Here is an 18,051-nt window from a genome sequence, read left to right on the forward strand (position 1 = left end):
TGTCGAAGCCCTGCTTCTACTCCCCGGAGAGCCCCTGGTCGAGCACCCGGCCCTCGCCCGGTGCGAGCGTCCCCAGAATCCGCTCCAGATCCTCCATCGAGGCGAACTCGACGGTGATCTTGCCCTTCTTCTGGCCCAGGTCCACCTTCACCCGGGTCTCGAACCGGTCCGACAGCCGCGTCGCCAACTCGCTGAGCGCCGGCGCCACCCGGGCACCCGCCCGAGGACCCTTCGGCTTCACGCTGCTCGACGGCTCCGAGCCCATCAGCGTCACGATCTCCTCGACCGCGCGCACCGACAGCCCCTCGGCCACGATCCGGTGTGCCAGCTTGTCCTGGACCTCGGAATCCTCCACGGACAGGAGGGCCCGCGCGTGACCGGCGGACAGGACACCCGCCGCCACCCGCCGCTGCACCGAGGCGGAAAGCCTCAGCAGCCGCAGCGTGTTCGACACCTGCGGACGCGAACGCCCGATCCGGTCGGCCAGCTGATCGTGCGTGCAGTTGAAGTCCTTGAGCAGCTGGTCGTACGCGGCCGCCTCCTCCAGGGGATTGAGCTGCGCCCGGTGCAGGTTCTCCAGGAGCGCGTCCAGCAGCAGCTTCTCGTCGTCCGTGGCCCGGATGATCGCCGGGATGGAGTCCAGCCCCGCCTCCCGGCACGCCCGCCAACGCCGCTCGCCCATGATCAGCTCATAGCGACCCGGCGCGGACTGCCGCACCACCACCGGCTGGAGCAGGCCCACCTCCTGGATGGAGGTCACCAGCTCCGCCAACGCATCCTCGTCGAACACATCACGGGGCTGCCGCGGGTTCGGCACGATCGCGTCCATCGGAAGCTCCGCGAACGTCGCCCCGGCCACCTCATTGGCCGGCGGCGCCGCCTGCTCCGGCACACGCACCGGCGTGGCCGCCTCCGATGTTTCACGTGAAACATCGGCCTGCGCCAGCGCCGCGAGCTTCGCCGCCGCGATACCGCGATCGGACGTCAGCACCTGCCCGGCCGCCTGAGGCGTCGAACCTTCCCCGGCCGCCGGTGTCCTCTCCTGCGGAGCTGCGGGAATCAGCGCGCCGAGCCCCCGTCCCAGCCCCCTACGTCGCTCACTCACTGGATCCCCTCCGCCATGCTCTGCGTGCTGTTCGTGCCCGCGCCCAGATGGGCATGCTGGGCGTCGTAATGGATTCCGGCCCCCCGCAGCGCGATCTCCCGCGCGGCTTCCAGGTAGGAAAGGGCTCCGCTGGAGCCCGGGTCGTACGTGAGAACCGTCTGACCGTAGCTCGGGGCCTCGGAGATGCGCACCGAGCGCGGGATGCTGGTCTTCAGCACCTCCTTGCCGAAGTGCGTGCGCACCTCGTCCGCCACCTGCGAGGCCAGCCGCGTTCTGCCGTCGTACATGGTCAGCAGGATCGTGGAGACGTGCAGTGTCGGGTTCAGGTGGGCCCGCACCAGATCGACGTTGCGCAGCAGCTGCCCCAGACCCTCCAGGGCGTAGTACTCGCACTGGATCGGGATCAGTACCTCGGCGCCCGCGACCATCGCGTTCACCGTCAGCAGCCCCAGGGAGGGCGGGCAGTCGATCAGGATGTAGTCCAGCGGCTGCTCGTACGCCTGGATCGCCCGCTGGAGCCGGCTCTCGCGAGCCACCAGCGACACCAGCTCGATCTCCGCACCCGCCAGGTCGATCGTCGCCGGGGCACAGAACAGGCCCTCCACGTCCACCACCGGCTGGACGACCTCCAGCAGGGGCCGGCTGTCCACGAGCACGTCGTAGATGGACGGCACGTCCGCGTGGTGGTCGATCCCCAGCGCCGTGGAGGCGTTGCCCTGCGGGTCGAGGTCGATCACCAGCACCCGCGCACCGTGCAGGGCCAGCGAGGCCGCCAGATTCACGGTCGTCGTGGTCTTGCCCACGCCGCCCTTCTGGTTCGCCACCACCATGACCCGCGTCTGCGCGGGTCGGGGCAGGCGTTCACCCGCGCGGCCCAGCGCGTCGACCGCGATCTGGGCGGCTCGGCCGATGGGTGTGTCTTCGTTGTCCACCAGGGGGGACGATGTTTCACGTGAAACATCCTCGCCCGGCGATTCAGAGCGGGGACCAGGGACCGGATCGGCCATCGGCCCCGCGAGGTTGGCGTCGGACCGCACGGTGTCACTCTCCTCGACATCAGGCTCGCGATGAACAGAGCCTGCCATGTCACCGGGGCCGCGAACCAGCGGGGCCCGAACTCCTGTGGATGAATCCACCGATGTGGACAACTCCGTCCCCCCTGCGGCCTTGCGTTCGCGAGGGGACGCAGCCGCACGACCGCGGCTGATGATTCCGTGCAGCAGAGAGCGACGTTTCACGTGAAACACGATGCCCGGACGGAGTCTCAAGCTCCCTCCGACACTCCGGCGCCCCTGCCGATAGGCCCCCAACACGCCTGAAATCCCCGCAGAACACACGGGGATTTCAGTGGTCGGTGGCGCTCGACGTCCTCAGCGGCGCCGGCGCGTACGGCTCGTCCGGGCGGCCTTGGCCCGTTTGGCCGCGAACCTCACCCCACCGGGGCTCTCGCCCACCTCGACCCGCACGACCGTCGACAAAGGGTCCACGACGCCCTCGCCCACGTGCAGCACCGAGGTCTTCACCACACCGAGCTTCGCCAGCGCGACCTTCGCCGCCACCAGCTCCTCCTCGGCGGTGTCACCCTTGAGCGCCAGCATCTCTCCGTACGGGCGCAGCAGGGGGACACCCCAGCCGGCCAGCCGGTCGAGCGGAGCCACCGCGCGCGCCGTCACCACGTGCACGGGCTGCACCTTGCCGAGGACCTCCTCGGCCCGGCCGCGCACCACGGTGACGTGGTCGAGGCCCAGCAGTTCCACGGCTTCCTGGAGGAAGTTCGTCCGACGCAGCAGCGGTTCCAGCAACGTGATCTTCAGATCCCGCCGCACCAGCGCCAGGGGGATGCCGGGGAGGCCGGCGCCGGAGCCCACATCGCACACGGTGACGCCCTCGGGCACGACCTCGGAGAGGACCGCGCAGTTCAACAGGTGCCGCTCCCACAACCTGGGCACCTCACGCGGGCCGATCAGACCGCGCGTGACTCCCGCGTCCGCCAGCAGCTCCGCGTACCGCACGGCTTCCGGGAAAAACTCGCCGAATACCGCACGCGCCTCTTCGGGCGCCGGGGGAAGCTCAGCTGCCTCCGTCACGGGGACCGTCCTTCCGTACAGAACTCACTCTTCGAACAACGGGCACTGCCAGGCTTACAAACATCGGCCCCGCCTGCGACACAGGCGGGGCCGACCTCACGCTCTTCCGGTCAGGCCGGGAGTACGACGACGAAGCGCTGCGGCTCCTCGCCCTCGGACTCGCTCTTCAGACCGGCGGCCGCCACGGCGTCGTGGACGACCTTCCGCTCGAAGGGGGTCATGGGAGCCAGCTTCAGCGGCTCGCCGGAGGCCTTCACGTCCGCTGCGGCCTGGGCGCCGATCACGGCCAGTTCCTCGCGCTTCTTCGCACGGAACCCGGCGATGTCCAGCATCAGCCGGCTGCGGTCCCCGGTCTCGCGGTGCACGGCGAGGCGGGTCAGCTCCTGAAGGGCTTCCAGTACCTCGCCGTCGCGGCCCACGAGCTTCTGCAGGTCGCGGGCGGAGTCGCTGACGATCGACACCGCGGCGCGGTCCGCCTCGACGTCCATGTCGATGTCGCCGTCCAGGTCGGCGATGTCCAGCAGGCCCTCGAGGTAGTCGGCCGCGATCTCACCCTCCTGCTCGAGGCGGGTCAGGGTGTCGCCGCCCTCAGCGGCGGCGGTGGTGGTGCCTTCCGTCACGGGAGGGGCTCCTTCTACTTCTTGGAGGGCTTGCTGGGGGGCGTCTGACGCTTCGACTTCGTCTGCCGCTTGGGCTGCTGCCGCTTGGTCGCGACACCGCCGCTCGCCGCGTCCTCATCGGCCGTGGCCTCAGAACTCTTGATCACGGAGCCGTCCGCCTGCGCGGCCATGCCCTGCTTCGTCAGCGCGGTGATGAACTTGCGCTCGTTGTCGTTGCGGTCCGGGCCCTTGGCCACGATCGCGGCGACGATCTTCTTCTTGCCCCGGCCCTTGATGGCACCGTGCGTGGTGACGTGCTTCACCAGGCGGGTCAGGTACTGGTCCTGGGCCTTGCTTCCCGGCGTCGGGTTCTGGTTGATCACGTACATCTGCTGGCCCATGGTCCACAGGTTCGTGGTCAGCCAGTAGACGAGGACACCGACGGGGAAGTTGATGCCCATGACGGCGAAGATCACCGGGAAGATGTACATCAGCATCTTCTGCTGCTGCATGAACGGCGTCTTGACCGAGAGGTCGACGTTCTTCTGCATCAGCTGGCGCTGCGTGTAGAACTGCGACAGCGACATCATCACGATCATGACCGCGGTCACGACGCGAACGCTGGTCACCGAGGCGTCCAGGCTGGCGATCTTCTCGGCGCTGTCCGTGAACTTCGCGGCGAGCGGGGCTCCGAAGATGTGCGCCTTCTGGGCGCTCACCAGCAGCGACTCGTTGATGTAGCCGATCGGCTTGCCGTTGGCGATGTTCGCGAGCACGTGGTAGAGCGCGAAGAAGAACGGCGACTGCGCGAGGATGGGAAGGCACGAGGAGAGCGGGTTGGTACCCGTCTCCTTGTACAGCTTCATCATCTCTTCGGACTGACGCTGCTTGTCGTTCTTGTAGCGCTCCTGGATCGCCTTCATCTTCGGCTGGAGCGCCTGCATGCCACGCGTCGACTTGATCTGCTTCACGAAGAGCGGGATCAGGCAGATACGAATCAAGATCACCAGGGACACGATGGACAGGCCCCAGGCCCATCCACTGTCGGCGCCGAAGATCGCGCCGTACACCGTGTGGAACTGGACGATGATCCATGACACGGGTGTGGTGATAAAGCTGAACAGACTGGCAATCGTGTCCACTAATCAGGCTCCTTGAGCATTGCGAGATCTACGCAACGCACTGCGCAGCTGCTCGTGCCAACGCGGGCGTTTCCGGGGTGGGACATGATCCACACCGCCCGGGGACCACGGATTGCACCGCAGGATCCGCCAAGCGGTCAGAACCGTCCCCTTCACCGCACCATGCCGGTCGATGGCCGTGAACCCGTAGTGCGAGCACGAGGGGTAGTAACGGCACACCGGCCCGAGCAGCGGACTGATCGTCCACTGGTACAGCTTGATCAAAGCGAGCAGCGGGTACTTCATCGAGCCGCGCCTCCCAGTAGCCGCTGCATGGCGGCATCCAGGTCACGGGCCAGCTCGTCGAGGCCGGCGTCACCCGAACCGGGCAAGGCCCGCACCACCACCAGGCTACCGGCGGGGAGCTGGGGGAGCCGTTCGCGGACAAGATGGCGCAAACGGCGCTTGACCCGGTTGCGTACGACAGCGTTGCCGACAGCCTTGCTGACGACGAAACCCGCACGCGTCGAGGGATCGATCTCCCCCGGCTCGTGCGGGTCCGTTGCACCGCTGGTACGTAGGTGTACGACGAGAAGCGGGCGTCCTGCCCGCCGGCCCCGTCGTACCGCGCTCGCGAAGTCCTCGCGCCGCCTCAGCCGATTTTCGGGAGACAGCACGACGTCACGACCTGCGTGTGGGTTACGCGGAAAGGGCGGCGCGGCCCTTGCCGCGGCGGTTCGCGAGAATCGCGCGGCCGGCACGGGTACGCATCCGCAGGCGGAAGCCGTGGGTCTTGGCACGACGGCGGTTGTTCGGCTGGAAGGTGCGCTTGCTCACTCGGGGGCTCCAGAGAATGAATCGTTGTGGCGGGACATCGCCTGGCTGTCACCGTGCGCCCACGAAGGAGATGAAACTCGCGTGTTCGCCCGAGTGGCACCGCTACATGATCACTGTGTGTGATCTTCGCCCATCGGTAGGCAGGCGGCAGCAGCCATCGACAACTCGACCTCGTCACGGTACGCGCGGCTACGCCATCCGGTCAAACCGAGCCTCGGTGGCCCCACACTGTGCACAGGCTGTGGACAACGACTTGAACCCTACCCACCGGCCTGACTACCGTTGCCTGATCCCGGATTTTTTGTCCCGACCGTCCCCAAGAACCACACATTCGTGGGACCGGGACCTGTGAGAGAGCGTGCTCTGTGGCTGACGTACCTGCCGATCTTGCCGCAGTGTGGCCACGCGTGCTCGAGAAGCTCCTCGGAGAGGGGCAGCAAGGTATCGAGCCGAAGGACAAGCAGTGGGTCGAACGCTGCCAGCCCCTCGCGCTCGTCGCCGACACCGCCTTGCTCGCCGTCCCCAACGAATGGGGCAAACGCGTTCTCGAAGGTCGCCTCGCGCCGCTCATCAGTGACGCGCTCAGTCGCGAGTGCGGGCGCCCGATCCGGATCGCGATCACGGTGGACGACTCCGCCGGCGAGCCGGCACCCACCCCCTCCTCCCAGCAGCGCGAGTCCTACGAGCCGTACGGCGGCCAGCGCCCCGGCGGCCACAGCGGTCATACGGGTCACAACGGTCCCGGGGGCCACACCGGTCCCGGCGACGACCAGTTGCCGACCGCCCGGCCCGCCTACCCGGACTACCAGCAGCAGCGCCCCGAGCCCGGTGCCTGGCCCCGCGGTGGTCAACAGGACGACTACGGCTGGCAGCAGCCCCGTCTCGGCGGCTTCCCCGACCGCGACCCGTACGCCTCTCCCCAGCCCGGCTACCTCCAGCAGTCCGAGCCCTCGGGATACGACCAGGGCGGCTACGAGCAGCAGAAGTACGAGCAGTCCTCGTACGAGCAGCAGGACTCGCACCAGCAGCACGGGTACGAACGACAGCAGTACGAGCAGCCGCAGCAGCGCCAGATCCCCAACCGGCCGGCGCCCTCGGCCCCGTCCGGCGGCTCCACATCGGGCCCGCTGGAGCCGACCGCCAGACTGAACCCCAAGTACCTCTTCGACACCTTCGTCATCGGCGCCTCCAACCGCTTCGCGCACGCCGCCGCGGTGGCCGTCGCCGAGGCGCCGGCGAAGGCGTACAACCCCCTGTTCATCTACGGGGAGTCGGGGCTCGGCAAGACGCACCTGCTGCACGCCATCGGGCACTACGCACGGAGCCTCTATCCCGGCACCCGGGTGCGCTACGTGAGCTCGGAGGAGTTCACCAACGAGTTCATCAACTCCATCCGCGACGGCAAGGGCGACGCCTTCCGCAAGCGCTACCGCGAGATGGACATCCTGCTGGTCGACGACATCCAGTTCCTCGCGAGCAAGGAGTCGACGCAGGAGGAGTTCTTCCACACCTTCAACACGCTCCACAACGCCAACAAGCAGATCGTGCTGTCCTCCGACCGGCCGCCCAAGCAGCTGGTCACCCTGGAGGACCGGCTGCGCAACCGCTTCGAGTGGGGCCTGATCACCGACGTCCAGCCGCCCGAGCTGGAGACCCGCATCGCGATCCTGCGCAAGAAGGCCGTGCAGGAGCAGCTCAACGCCCCGCCGGAGGTACTGGAGTTCATCGCCTCCCGCATCTCGCGCAACATCCGCGAGTTGGAGGGGGCGCTGATCCGGGTCACCGCGTTCGCCAGCCTCAATCGGCAGCCGGTGGACCTGGGCCTGACGGAGGACGTCCTCAAGAACCTGATCCCGGGCGGAGAGGACAGCGCGCCCGAGATCACCGCCTCCGACATCATGGCCGCCACCGCGGACTACTTCGGGCTCACGGTCGACGACCTCTGCGGCTCCTCCCGCAGCCGGGTCCTGGTCACCGCTCGGCAGATCGCCATGTACCTGTGTCGGGAGCTCACCGATCTCTCCCTCCCCAAGATCGGGGCGCAGTTCGGCGGCCGCGACCACACCACCGTCATGCACGCGGACCGCAAGATCCGCGCCCTGATGGCGGAACGGCGCTCCATCTACAACCAGGTCACGGAGCTCACCAACCGCATCAAGAACGCCTGACGCCGGCTCTCCGGAGCCGTGCGCGGGCCCCACGACGGTCCCGTGAGGGCCCCTCAAACCCGTTTACAGGGCGCTCCCGGACCACAGCGGGGGCGCCCTTCTTCGTCCGTGCGCCCCTGCCCTGTTCGAATACGCCCCCAACGGAGCACGTCATCCACAGATTGGCCGACTTTCTTCCGTCCACAGCCTGGGGACGGGTTCCGTCACCCACAATCTGTCCACAGGAGTGCAGGTTGAGGGCCCATCAGCGCAGCTCAGCCGCCTGTGGAATTGTGCGCAAGGGCCATCCACAGCCTGTGGACAAAGAAAATATCCACAGCCCCGTCCACTTCTCTGTCCACCGCCGACCCACAGGTTCCCGCATCCTGTGCACAGGGGTGGAGGACTTCTCCACACCGTTGTCCACTGTTCGGCAACGAGGAGCCCCCTGTCACCGTCCGGAGTGAAAGCGGTCACACGGAAGTCGACGTTTGGTCTGTGGAGTACTGGGGAAAAGCTGGGGACACACCTGTGGAGTAGTGAGGGTCATCTGGGGATGGCCTGTGCAGAACTTTCCGTTCTCCACAGAGACACCGTGTTGTCCACCGGTGTCGCCCACAGGGTGTGGGGATAAAAAACGCGGGCTGACCTGCGAGAACGGGCTTATCCACCGTTTCCACAGGCCCTACTACTACCCCCATAGAGAGTTAGCTCGGATTCGGTTTTCAAGCAGGTCCTGTGCACAACTCGGAGGACACCCGCCCCGACACCTCGCTTCCGACTTGACCGCCGGCAGCAACGAGTGTCGGCGCCGTACGTCAGACTGGTCCCCGGCATCGAGGCCTCGGTCCGTCGGGACAGCGAGCCATCGAGCCGACGACGAAGGCCGGCAGACGAGCGAGCAACAGCAGGAGGCGGTTCCGGTGAAGATCCGGGTGGAGCGCGACGTACTCGCGGAGGCGGTGGCTTGGGCGGCCCGCAGCCTCCCGGCCCGGCCGCCGGTGCCCGTTCTCGCGGGCCTGCTGCTGAAGGCCGAGGAGGGCACCCTGTCGCTCTCCGGCTTCGACTACGAGGTCTCGGCCCGCGTCTCCGTCGAGGCGGACGTCGAGGAGGACGGCACCGTCCTGGTCTCCGGCCGGCTGCTCGCCGACATCTGCCGGGCCCTCCCGAACCGCCCGGTGGAGATTTCCACAGACGGTGTACGGGCGACCGTGGTCTGTGGCTCCTCGCGATTCACACTCCACACCCTGCCTGTGGAGGAATACCCGGCGCTGCCGCAGATGCCGACCGCGACCGGCACCGTGCCCGGCGAGGTCTTCGCCTCCGCCGCGGCCCAGGTCGCCATCGCCGCCGGCCGTGACGACACGCTGCCCGTGCTGACCGGTGTCCGCATCGAGATCGAGGGCGACCGCGTCACCCTGGCCTCCACCGACCGCTACCGCTTCGCGGTCCGCGAGTTCCTCTGGAAGCCGGAGAACCCGGACGCCTCGGCCGTGGCCCTGGTGCCCGCCAAGACGCTCCTGGACACCGCCAAGTCCCTGACCAGCGGTGACACCGTCACCCTGGCCCTGTCGGGCTCGGGCGCCGGTGAGGGCCTCATCGGCTTCGAGGGCGCGGGCCGCCGCACCACCACCCGGCTGCTCGAAGGCGACCTGCCGAAGTACCGCACGCTCTTCCCGACGGAGTTCAACTCCATCGCGGTGATCGAGACGGCGCCCTTCGTCGAGGCCGTCAAGCGCGTCGCCCTGGTCGCCGAGCGCAACACCCCGGTCCGCCTGAGCTTCGAGCAGGGCGTGCTGATCCTGGAGGCCGGCTCCTCCGACGACGCACAGGCTGTGGAGCGCGTCGACGCGAAGCTGGACGGCGACGACATCTCGATCGCCTTCAACCCGACCTTCCTGCTGGACGGTCTGAGCGCGATCGACTCGCCCGTCGCGCAGCTCAGCTTCACCACGTCGACCAAGCCGGCGCTGCTCAGCGGCCGCCCGGCGATCGATGCGGAGGCCGACGAGGCCTACAAGTACCTGATCATGCCGGTGCGCCTGTCCGGTTGAGTTCGTCCCGTCGGGCCCGGCCTCGCCACCGCGAGGCCGGGCCCGACGGCGTCCGGCACGCGCCCCGGGGCGTCCGTGGCGCCCCGGGGCGCGGCCCGGCGTAGGCTCGGATCCCGGGGCGGACCCCGGTACTCCAGGGCCCCCGGCACAGACGGCCACAACGCTTAAGGAACCACCTGATGGAGCTTGGTCTCGTCGGTCTCGGCAAGATGGGCGGCAACATGCGCGAGCGCATCCGCCGCGCAGGCCACACCGTCATCGGATACGACCGCAACCCTGACCTCGCCGATGTCCACAGCCTGCGGGAACTCGTGGACAGCCTGCAGGCCCCCCGCGTGGTGTGGGTGATGGTCCCGGCAGGTGCGGCGACGCAGTCCACCATCGACGAGCTCGGCGAGCTGCTCTCGCCCGGCGACGTCGTCGTGGACGGCGGCAACTCCCGCTGGACCGACGACGAGAAGCACGCCGAGGAGCTCAAGGCCAAGGGCATCGGCTTCGTCGACTGCGGCGTCTCCGGCGGCGTGTGGGGCCTGGCGAACGGCTACGCGCTGATGTACGGCGGCGACAAGGACCACGTCGCCGCGGTCCAGCCGGTGTTCGACGCCCTCAAGCCCGAAGGCGACTTCGGCTCCGTGCACGCGGGCAAGGTCGGCGCCGGCCACTTCGCGAAGATGGTCCACAACGGCATCGAGTACGCCATGATGCAGGCCTACGCCGAGGGCTGGGAGCTGCTGGAGGCGGTGGACTCGGTCACCGACGTCCGCGAGGTGTTCCGGTCCTGGCAGGAGGGGACGGTCATCCGTTCCTGGCTGCTGGACCTCGCCGTGAACGCGCTGGACGAGGACGAGCACCTGCAGCAGCTGCGCGGCTTCGCGGCAGACTCGGGCGAGGGCCGCTGGACGGTCGAGGCGGCCATCGACAACGCCGTGCCGCTGCCCGCGATCACCGCGTCGCTGTTCGCCCGCTTCGCGTCCCGTCAGGACGACTCCCCGCAGATGAAGATGATCGCCGCGCTGCGCAACCAGTTCGGCGGCCACGCGGTCGAGAAGGTCTAGCCCTGGATTTCGCACGTGTGGAATCACTCCGTCGTCCAGCGAGGTTGGCTTGGATCGATCTTGAGTAGTTCGAGCAGGTGGACCTGGATCTGGTCGGGGATGAGGATCTTGGGCGGTGACCCGTTGTGTCCGGGCTGGTAGCGGATGCGGCTGAGTGCGTGGAGGATCAGGCGTCCGGTGGGTTTCACGGTCCGGTTGTCGAAGGCGTAGAAGCCGATGAGGCCGGTGGCAGGGAGGAGGGCTCGCCTCACTTCCCGTTCGATCAGGCAGAAGATCAGCAGGGCCAGGCAGATCACGGTGATCAGTGCGGCGATGCGCCGGTTGTGGTGCAGGAACATCGGGGTTACCGCGAGGGGGCCCTTGAAGTCGCTGTAGCGGCGCTCGACGGTGGGCTGGCCCTTGTAGCGGATGAGGACCTCGGCGGCGTCGGCTTCCTTGGGGTCGAGATTGCTCAGCAGTGCGTACCAGCCGTCGGTGGCGGCTTCCGCGTCAATGGCCTGCTGGTCGAAGAACCAGGCCAGGGTGGGTTTCGCGGTGTCGGGGCCGATGGTGACCTCGGTGCGGAGGTAGGCGGTGACCTTCCGTTTGCTGATGATTTGGGTGATCTTTCGGGTGACCGCGTCGCCGTCGGGGTAGTACCGGGAGCCTGCGGTCCGGGTCAGCTTGTCCAGTTCCTCGGCGGTGCGTTTCAGTTTCAGGGCACGCGCGTTCGCGGCGGCCGTCGCGTTGGCGCTGGAGTGCACCAGGATCCGGCGCAGGCGGTGGGCCCGGTCGCGCTTGCGGGGCCCGGTCAGCTCCATGGTGTCCTCCAGGACCCGGTAGGAACATCGCTGATCTGCGGGTTTGTTGGCATCGCGCTGGGCGGCGTACTCCACAGGGCGGGCGGTGTTCTGATCGAGGGAGGCGAACAGGCCGGCTGGGACACGGGCTGCGGCCAGTGGGGCGATGAAGCCCACCCCCGCGTCGGTCATCGCGCCGACGTTGTTCCAGGAGATCAGCTTGGAGTCTCCGACCAGCAGGAAGTTTCGTTCGCCGGCCATCGCGGACAGGTTCGTCATGGCGGTGGTGACCTGGGAGACCTCTGCCGCCCCGCCGTCGTAGGCGCGGTGGAAGACCGGCACGCCGCCGTCCCCGGTGACAGCGAGTCCGGCCTGGATCTGTTTCAGGTCCGTGCGCCGGTCCTTGGGGTGGCCGTAGGCCGGGGTGGGATAGTCATCTTCGTTCTCCTCGTAGGCGCCGTGCAGGGACATTGAGGTCATGTCCCAGTGCATGCGCGCGACATCGAGGCCGAACACATCGATGGCCCGGGCCCCGACCGATCCCACGATGCCCTCCAGGTTCGGGGCGATCGCATCCAGCGCGCGGGCGAGCCGATCGTCGTTGAGGATGTCCGCGGACAGCCCGAGCACCTCTTCCACTGCCCAGTCCCGCGCCCAGTGGGCCACGTGCTGCAGTGGAAGAGGGCTGGTCAGCCGGTTGGCGATCAGCGCCTCGACGATCTGGCCATGGGTGGACAGGGCTCTCTCCCCAATCGGGCAAGCCCGATCGACCGTCCCCGCCACATCCAGCCGGCGCAGGAAACCCGCGACTACCGGAAGCGCACCCAGACGCTTCTCCACCACACGCGACACCGCCACCTCTGTCCTCGGACGCAGAGCCGAACGACGAGGCACACCGGATGAGTTGCTCATACCAGGAGAGAACCCGAGAGCCACCGGTCATTACGCGACTACCGGCACATTCGAGTTGCGTCCTTTCCGCGGGATCGCCCGGGTGGTCGAGCTGCCGGCATTTTGGCCCTGCGACCCTGGCGGCGGCCGTAGGGTGGGGGCTGTGGATGAACGGCTTGTAGCACAGGTGCAAAACCTTGACCAGCAGGGTCGGTCAGCGAAGGCGATCGCCAGGACCCTGGGGGTGGGTCTCGCGGATGTCGTCGGAGTGCTCAACACTGCCGTGCAGGTCACGGCGCCAGGTCGCGGCGAGCCGCGTTGCTGGGTGAACGCCGGCTGGAGCCGCAGTGTGGATCTTGAGGGCGCGCCGCAGTGGACCGGCTTGGACTCCGGAGCTTCCGACGCCGAGGAGGGACAGGGCCTTGTCACCGTGCTCGTCGCCGCGGACAGCACACGCTCCACGAAGGCGCAGGTCGCCGGGTTTCTGCTGGATGTATGGTGCCTGGGGGTGAAGAACGCGCTGCCTCCGGAAGCGATGACCCAGAGTCGGCTGGCCGCGTACCGGCAGGCCTACTTCAGCGCCTACGAGAGGCACGTGCAGGTTCCCGCCGAGCTTGTCCGTGCCCTGGTGTTCGGCGCTGCCGTCTACGCTCACGAACTCGGGTTCGCTCCCCAGACGGACTTCGAGGCCGCCGCCGCTGTGCTCGGCGAGCCCGCTGGTCCCTGCCCGATTCGCTTCGGCCGTGACGGCAAGCCCTTCTACATCAACGGCCCCTACGACGATCCCGGGGCGATCGTGCGAACGTTGCGACGCACCGTCGGCGACGACGGCTTCCACTCCGCCCTCGCCTTCCCCGAGCAGCCACGGCGCAGACTGTTCCGATCACGCCGGTAGCCACCCGGGATGCGTGACCGGCCGACGATCACCCCGACGGACGACAGACCGGCCGGTTCAGGCCGTCCACAGGCCAGACGTCGAAAGCACATCGGCACGTGCGAAATCCAGGTCTAGCCGGCAAGGCCCGGCGGCCGGCGCGGCCGTGCCACCGGGCCGCACCACACGACCACAGCACCACAGCGAGAAGCAGGAAGCCGGGGGAGGTCGGCGCCACATGCACGTTTCGCATCTCTCACTGGCCGACTTCCGCTCGTACGCCCGGGCCGAGGTTCCCCTCGGTCCGGGCGTCACCGCTTTCGTGGGCCCGAACGGCCAGGGCAAGACCAACCTGGTCGAGGCCATCGGCTACCTGGCCACCCTGGGCAGCCACCGGGTGTCCTCGGACGCCCCGCTGGTCCGGATGGGCGCGGAGCGGGCTGTGATCCGGGCCGCCGTCACCCAGGGCGAACGGCAGCAGCTCGTCGAACTGGAGCTGAACCCGGGCCGCGCGAACCGCGCCCGGATCAACCGGTCCTCGCAGGTCAGGCCCCGGGACGTGCTGGGGATCGTCCGGACGGTGCTGTTCGCGCCCGAGGACCTGGCGCTGGTCAAGGGCGACCCCGGTGAGCGCCGGCGCTTCCTCGACGAGCTGGTCACCGCCCGCTCGCCCCGCATGGCCGCCGTCCGCTCCGACTACGAACGCGTGCTGAAGCAGCGCAACACCCTGCTCAAGTCGGCGGCCATGGCGCGCCGGCACGGCGGCCGGTCCATGGACCTGTCCACCCTTGACGTGTGGGACCAGCACCTCGCCCGCGCGGGCGCGGAACTCCTGGCCCAGCGCCTCGACCTGATCGCCACCCTGCTGCCGCTGGCCGACAAGGCGTACGAACAGCTCGCGCCCGGCGGCGGACCGCTCGGGTTGACGTACAAGTCCTCGGCCGGCGAGGCGGTGGACAGCGGCGAGGCGCGCACGCGCGAGGCCCTGTACGAGGTCGTCCTGGCGGCGCTCGCCGACGTGCGCAAGCAGGAGATCGAGCGGGGCGTGACCCTGGTGGGGCCGCACCGCGACGACGTGCTGCTGCGGCTCGGCGAGCTGCCGGCGAAGGGCTACGCGAGCCACGGCGAGTCCTGGTCGTACGCGCTGGCGCTGCGCCTGGCCTCGTACGAGCTGCTGCGCTCCGAGGGCAGCGAGCCGGTGCTGATCCTCGACGACGTGTTCGCGGAGCTGGACAGCAGGCGCCGGGAGCGGCTGGCCGAACTGGTGTCCCCGGGGGAACAGGTCCTGGTGACCGCGGCGGTGGACGACGACGTCCCGGGCGTGCTGGCCGGCACGCGGTTCGGGGTGTCCGGCGGTGAGGTGACCCGACTGTGAGCGATCACGAGAAGAGCCCGGGCGAGAAGAGCCCCGGGGCGAAGCGGCCGGAACAGAAACAACCGGAGCGCAAGGTCCCGGAACCCTCCGGGGTGGACCTGGCGCGACAGGCGCTGGCGGCGGCGCGCGAACAGGCCCGGGCCCGCGGCAACGCGGCGACGGGCAGGAAGCGGCAGCAGCAGCCCGGCCTGCGGTCCGGCGCCCGCGCCGACGGCCGGGACCCGATGCCGCTGATGGCCGCGCTGGACCGGCTGCGCACGGAACGCGGCTGGGAGATGCCGATGGCGGTGGCGGGCGTCATGGAGCGCTGGTCGGAGATCGTCGGCCCGGAGATCGCCGCGCACTGTGAACCGGAGCGGTACGAGGACCGTGAGCTTCATGTGCGGTGTGACTCCTCGGCATGGGCGGCGCAGCTGAAACTGCTGGCTCCGCAGCTCGTGGCGCGGCTGAACGCCGAGCTGGGGCAGGGCACCGTACGGATGATCAAGATGTCGGGTCCGGGTGGCCGGCCGAAGCGGCACGGGCCCTGGCGCGCGCCGGGCAGCACGGGGCCGGGCGACACCTACGGGTGAGCGACGGTCGCCCGCGGGCGACCGGTGATGCCGCGGGCTGCCGGGTAGGCCGCGGGCGGTGTCCTCGCGCGCCCGCGCGGCCCCCGACCGCGCGGGTGATCACGGCGCGGAGACGGTCCGGCGACGGGCGGGTTTCGGCCGGGTCGGGGCGGGTGCCCGAACGGCCCTGCGGGCGCTTCCGCGGGTGGTGTCCCTCACCGTAGCGAGAGGTTGACAGGCCGAAGCGCTCAATGCCCGTGTGAGCCTCTTTGAGCCCCTCCCCGGATATGGGGAGTCGGAGAGAGAGGGTTCAGGGCGGCACATGCGGACTCAGGTACCCGCAAACCCCCATTCAGGTCCGTGGTACCGGTAGACTGAACCGAATCCCGCGCGTTCGCGGGATTCAGCTGATACACGCTGACAACGCAGATCGACGCAGCCGCTCCTGCTTGCATGCCTGCTGGCCCGGAGTACGGCCTGTGCTGTGCCAGAAAGGGCGCTTCGTGGCCGATTCCGGCAACCCCAACGAGAAGAACGAGTCCACAGTCGGCGAGAACGGCGAGGTAACCGCCTCGTACGACGCCAGCGCGATCCAGGTTCTGGAGGGCTTGGACGCGGTCCGCAAGCGTCCGGGCATGTACATCGGCTCGACCGGTGAGCGCGGGCTGCACCACCTTGTCTACGAGGTTGTGGACAACTCGGTCGACGAGGCCCTGGCCGGCCACGCGGACACCATCGACGTGACGATCCTCGCCGACGGCGGTGTGCGGGTCATCGACAACGGCCGCGGCATCCCGGTCGGCATCGTGCCGTCCGAGGGGAAGCCGGCCCTCGAGGTCGTGCTGACGGTCCTGCACGCGGGCGGCAAGTTCGGCGGCGGCGGCTACGCCGTCTCCGGCGGTCTGCACGGCGTGGGCGTGTCCGTTGTGAACGCCCTGTCGACCAGGGTCGCGGTCGAGGTCAAGACGGACGGTTACCGCTGGACCCAGGACTACAAGCTCGGTGTTCCGACGGCGGCCCTCGCGAGGAACGAGGAGACCGACGAGCACGGCACGTCGGTGACGTTCTGGGCCGACGGCGACATCTTCGAGACGACCGAGTACTCATTCGAGACGCTCTCGCGCCGCTTCCAGGAGATGGCCTTCCTCAACAAGGGCCTGACCCTGACGCTGACGGACGAGCGCGAGTCGGCGAAGGCGACCGTCGGTGCGGACGACCCCGACGCGGACGTGGTCGAGCCCCCCGCGCGCACGGTGAAGTACTACTACGAGGGCGGCATCGTCGACTTCGTGAAGTACCTCAACTCGCGCAAGGGCGAGATGATCCACCCGACCGTCATCGACGTCGAGGCCGAGGACAAGGAGCGCCTCCTCTCGGTCGAGATCGCGATGCAGTGGAACTCGCAGTACACCGAGGGTGTCTACTCCTTCGCCAACACGATCCACACCCACGAGGGCGGAACGCACGAGGAAGGCTTCCGTGCGGCCCTGACGGGTCTGGTGAACCGTTACGCGCGCGAGAAGAAGCTGCTCCGCGAGAAGGACGACAACCTCGCCGGCGAGGACATCCGCGAGGGTCTGACGGCGATCATCTCGGTCAAGCTGGGCGAGCCCCAGTTCGAGGGCCAGACGAAGACCAAGCTGGGCAACACGGAGGCCAAGACCTTCGTGCAGAAGGTCGTCCACGAGCACCTCAACGACTGGTTCGACCGCAACCCGGTCGAGGCCGCGGACATCATCCGCAAGTCGATCCAGGCCGCCACGGCCCGCGTCGCCGCCCGCAAGGCCCGCGACCTCACCCGTCGCAAGGGCCTGCTGGAGTCGGCCTCGCTGCCCGGCAAGCTGTCCGACTGCCAGTCGAACGACCCGACCAAGTGCGAGATCTTCATCGTCGAGGGCGACTCGGCCGGTGGCTCCGCGAAGTCCGGCCGCAACCCGATGTACCAGGCCATCCTGCCGATCCGCGGCAAGATCCTGAACGTCGAGAAGGCCCGTATCGACAAGATCCTCCAGAACACCGAGGTCCAGGCGCTGATCAGTGCCTTCGGTACCGGTGTGCACGAGGACTTCGACATCGAGAAGCTCCGCTATCACAAGATCATCCTGATGGCGGACGCCGACGTCGACGGCCAGCACATCAACACCCTGCTGCTGACCTTCCTGTTCCGCTTCATGCGGCCGCTGGTCGAGGCCGGGCACGTCTACCTCTCGCGCCCCCCGCTGTACAAGATCAAGTGGGGTCGCGACGACTTCGAGTACGCCTACTCCGACCGCGAGCGCGACGCCCTCGTCGAGCTCGGCAAGGGGCAGGGCAAGCGGATCAGGGAAGACTCGATCCAGCGCTTCAAGGGTCTGGGCGAGATGAACGCCGAGGAACTGCGCATCACCACCATGGACGTGGACCACCGCGTGCTCGGCCAGGTCACCCTGGACGACGCCGCGCAGGCCGACGACCTGTTCTCGGTGCTGATGGGTGAGGACGTCGAGGCCCGACGCTCCTTCATCCAGCGCAACGCCAAGGACGTTCGGTTCCTCGACATCTGAGTCGGCTCAGCTGACCGCCTGAAAGGACTTCTG

General features: G+C 68.5%; 16 protein-coding genes. 7 read left to right on the forward strand and 9 right to left on the reverse strand.

Annotated elements, in window-relative coordinates; translation table 11 throughout:
• Positions 1-16 precede the first annotated feature (16 nt).
• The 8 genes from OG906_RS17570 to rpmH form a co-directional block, all read right to left on the reverse strand.
• Positions 17-1,105, reverse strand: coding sequence for a ParB/RepB/Spo0J family partition protein (locus OG906_RS17570; RefSeq protein WP_329443926.1), 1,089 nt, complete (start codon positions 1,103-1,105; stop codon positions 17-19).
• Positions 1,102-2,190 (reverse strand): ParA family protein, encoded by a 1,089-nt coding sequence (locus tag OG906_RS17575; RefSeq protein WP_324289492.1) that lies wholly within the window; start codon positions 2,188-2,190, stop codon positions 1,102-1,104. The genes OG906_RS17570 and OG906_RS17575 overlap by 4 nt, the downstream gene beginning before the upstream one ends.
• 285 nt (positions 2,191-2,475) lie before the next feature.
• On the reverse strand, positions 2,476-3,192 hold the full coding sequence (rsmG, locus tag OG906_RS17580) for a 16S rRNA (guanine(527)-N(7))-methyltransferase RsmG (protein ID WP_267799014.1): 717 nt from the start codon (positions 3,190-3,192) through the stop codon (positions 2,476-2,478).
• Between the two features lie 110 nt (positions 3,193-3,302).
• A complete protein-coding gene (locus OG906_RS17585; RefSeq protein ID WP_053683933.1) occupies positions 3,303-3,812 on the reverse strand; it encodes a Jag family protein in 510 nt (169 codons plus the stop codon).
• Between the two features lie 14 nt (positions 3,813-3,826).
• The gene (gene yidC, locus OG906_RS17590) at positions 3,827-4,933 is read right to left on the reverse strand and encodes a membrane protein insertase YidC (RefSeq protein WP_267799013.1); all 1,107 of its coding nucleotides are present in this window, start codon (positions 4,931-4,933) and stop codon (positions 3,827-3,829) included.
• Between the two features lie 3 nt (positions 4,934-4,936).
• Positions 4,937-5,218 (reverse strand): membrane protein insertion efficiency factor YidD, encoded by a 282-nt coding sequence (yidD, locus tag OG906_RS17595; RefSeq protein ID WP_078950077.1) that lies wholly within the window; start codon positions 5,216-5,218, stop codon positions 4,937-4,939.
• Positions 5,215-5,589: a ribonuclease P protein component gene (gene rnpA / locus OG906_RS17600; RefSeq protein ID WP_078999676.1), complete on the reverse strand. Its 375-nt coding sequence runs from the start codon at positions 5,587-5,589 to the stop codon at positions 5,215-5,217. The genes yidD and rnpA overlap by 4 nt, the downstream gene beginning before the upstream one ends.
• Before the next feature lie 22 nt (positions 5,590-5,611).
• Positions 5,612-5,749, reverse strand: coding sequence for a 50S ribosomal protein L34 (rpmH, locus tag OG906_RS17605; RefSeq protein WP_008741645.1), 138 nt, complete (start codon positions 5,747-5,749; stop codon positions 5,612-5,614).
• Positions 5,750-6,114: 365 nt separating this feature from the next.
• Here rpmH and dnaA point away from each other — a divergent pair, with 365 nt between their 5' ends.
• The 3 genes from dnaA to gnd all read left to right on the forward strand — a co-directional run bounded on the left by dnaA (position 6,115) and on the right by gnd (position 11,005).
• Positions 6,115-7,917 carry a chromosomal replication initiator protein DnaA gene (gene dnaA / locus OG906_RS17610; RefSeq protein WP_329443933.1) on the forward strand — a complete coding sequence of 601 codons (1,803 nt, stop codon included), beginning with the start codon at positions 6,115-6,117 and terminating at the stop codon, positions 7,915-7,917.
• Between the two features lie 902 nt (positions 7,918-8,819).
• Positions 8,820-9,950 carry a DNA polymerase III subunit beta gene (dnaN, locus tag OG906_RS17615; RefSeq protein ID WP_053683927.1) on the forward strand — a complete coding sequence of 377 codons (1,131 nt, stop codon included), beginning with the start codon at positions 8,820-8,822 and terminating at the stop codon, positions 9,948-9,950.
• A gap of 179 nt (positions 9,951-10,129) precedes the next feature.
• Positions 10,130-11,005 carry a phosphogluconate dehydrogenase (NAD(+)-dependent, decarboxylating) gene (gnd, locus tag OG906_RS17620; protein ID WP_053683925.1) on the forward strand — a complete coding sequence of 292 codons (876 nt, stop codon included), beginning with the start codon at positions 10,130-10,132 and terminating at the stop codon, positions 11,003-11,005.
• A 23-nt stretch (positions 11,006-11,028) separates the two neighbouring features.
• On the opposite strand, the gene OG906_RS17625 is transcribed toward gnd, so the two are convergent.
• The gene (locus OG906_RS17625; RefSeq protein WP_329443935.1) at positions 11,029-12,627 is read right to left on the reverse strand and encodes an IS1634 family transposase; all 1,599 of its coding nucleotides are present in this window, start codon (positions 12,625-12,627) and stop codon (positions 11,029-11,031) included.
• 211 nt (positions 12,628-12,838) lie between these two features.
• Here OG906_RS17625 and OG906_RS17630 point away from each other — a divergent pair, with 211 nt between their 5' ends.
• The 4 genes from OG906_RS17630 to gyrB all read left to right on the forward strand — a co-directional run bounded on the left by OG906_RS17630 (position 12,839) and on the right by gyrB (position 18,018).
• A complete protein-coding gene (locus OG906_RS17630) occupies positions 12,839-13,570 on the forward strand; it encodes a hypothetical protein (RefSeq protein WP_329443938.1) in 732 nt (243 codons plus the stop codon).
• Between the two features lie 217 nt (positions 13,571-13,787).
• On the forward strand, positions 13,788-14,924 hold the full coding sequence (gene recF, locus OG906_RS17635) for a DNA replication/repair protein RecF (protein WP_329443940.1): 1,137 nt from the start codon (positions 13,788-13,790) through the stop codon (positions 14,922-14,924).
• The gene (locus OG906_RS17640; RefSeq protein ID WP_443067395.1) at positions 14,921-15,496 is read left to right on the forward strand and encodes a DUF721 domain-containing protein; all 576 of its coding nucleotides are present in this window, start codon (positions 14,921-14,923) and stop codon (positions 15,494-15,496) included. The genes recF and OG906_RS17640 overlap by 4 nt, the downstream gene beginning before the upstream one ends.
• Before the next feature lie 458 nt (positions 15,497-15,954).
• A complete protein-coding gene (gene gyrB / locus OG906_RS17645) occupies positions 15,955-18,018 on the forward strand; it encodes a DNA topoisomerase (ATP-hydrolyzing) subunit B (RefSeq protein ID WP_329443943.1) in 2,064 nt (687 codons plus the stop codon).
• Positions 18,019-18,051: the final 33 nt, after the last annotated feature.

Source organism: Streptomyces sp. NBC_01426 (assembly GCF_036231985.1).
GTDB lineage: Bacteria > Actinomycetota > Actinomycetes > Streptomycetales > Streptomycetaceae > Streptomyces.

Coding starts and splice junctions, on each gene's coding strand:
- OG906_RS17575 (WP_324289492.1), bottom strand. CDS start 2,190: ATGGCAGGCTCTGTTCATCGCGAGCCTGATGTCGAGGAGAGTGACACC.
- yidD (WP_078950077.1), bottom strand. CDS start 5,218: ATGAAGTACCCGCTGCTCGCTTTGATCAAGCTGTACCAGTGGACGATC.
- gnd (WP_053683925.1), top strand. CDS start 10,130: ATGGAGCTTGGTCTCGTCGGTCTCGGCAAGATGGGCGGCAACATGCGC.
- recF (WP_329443940.1), top strand. CDS start 13,788: ATGCACGTTTCGCATCTCTCACTGGCCGACTTCCGCTCGTACGCCCGG.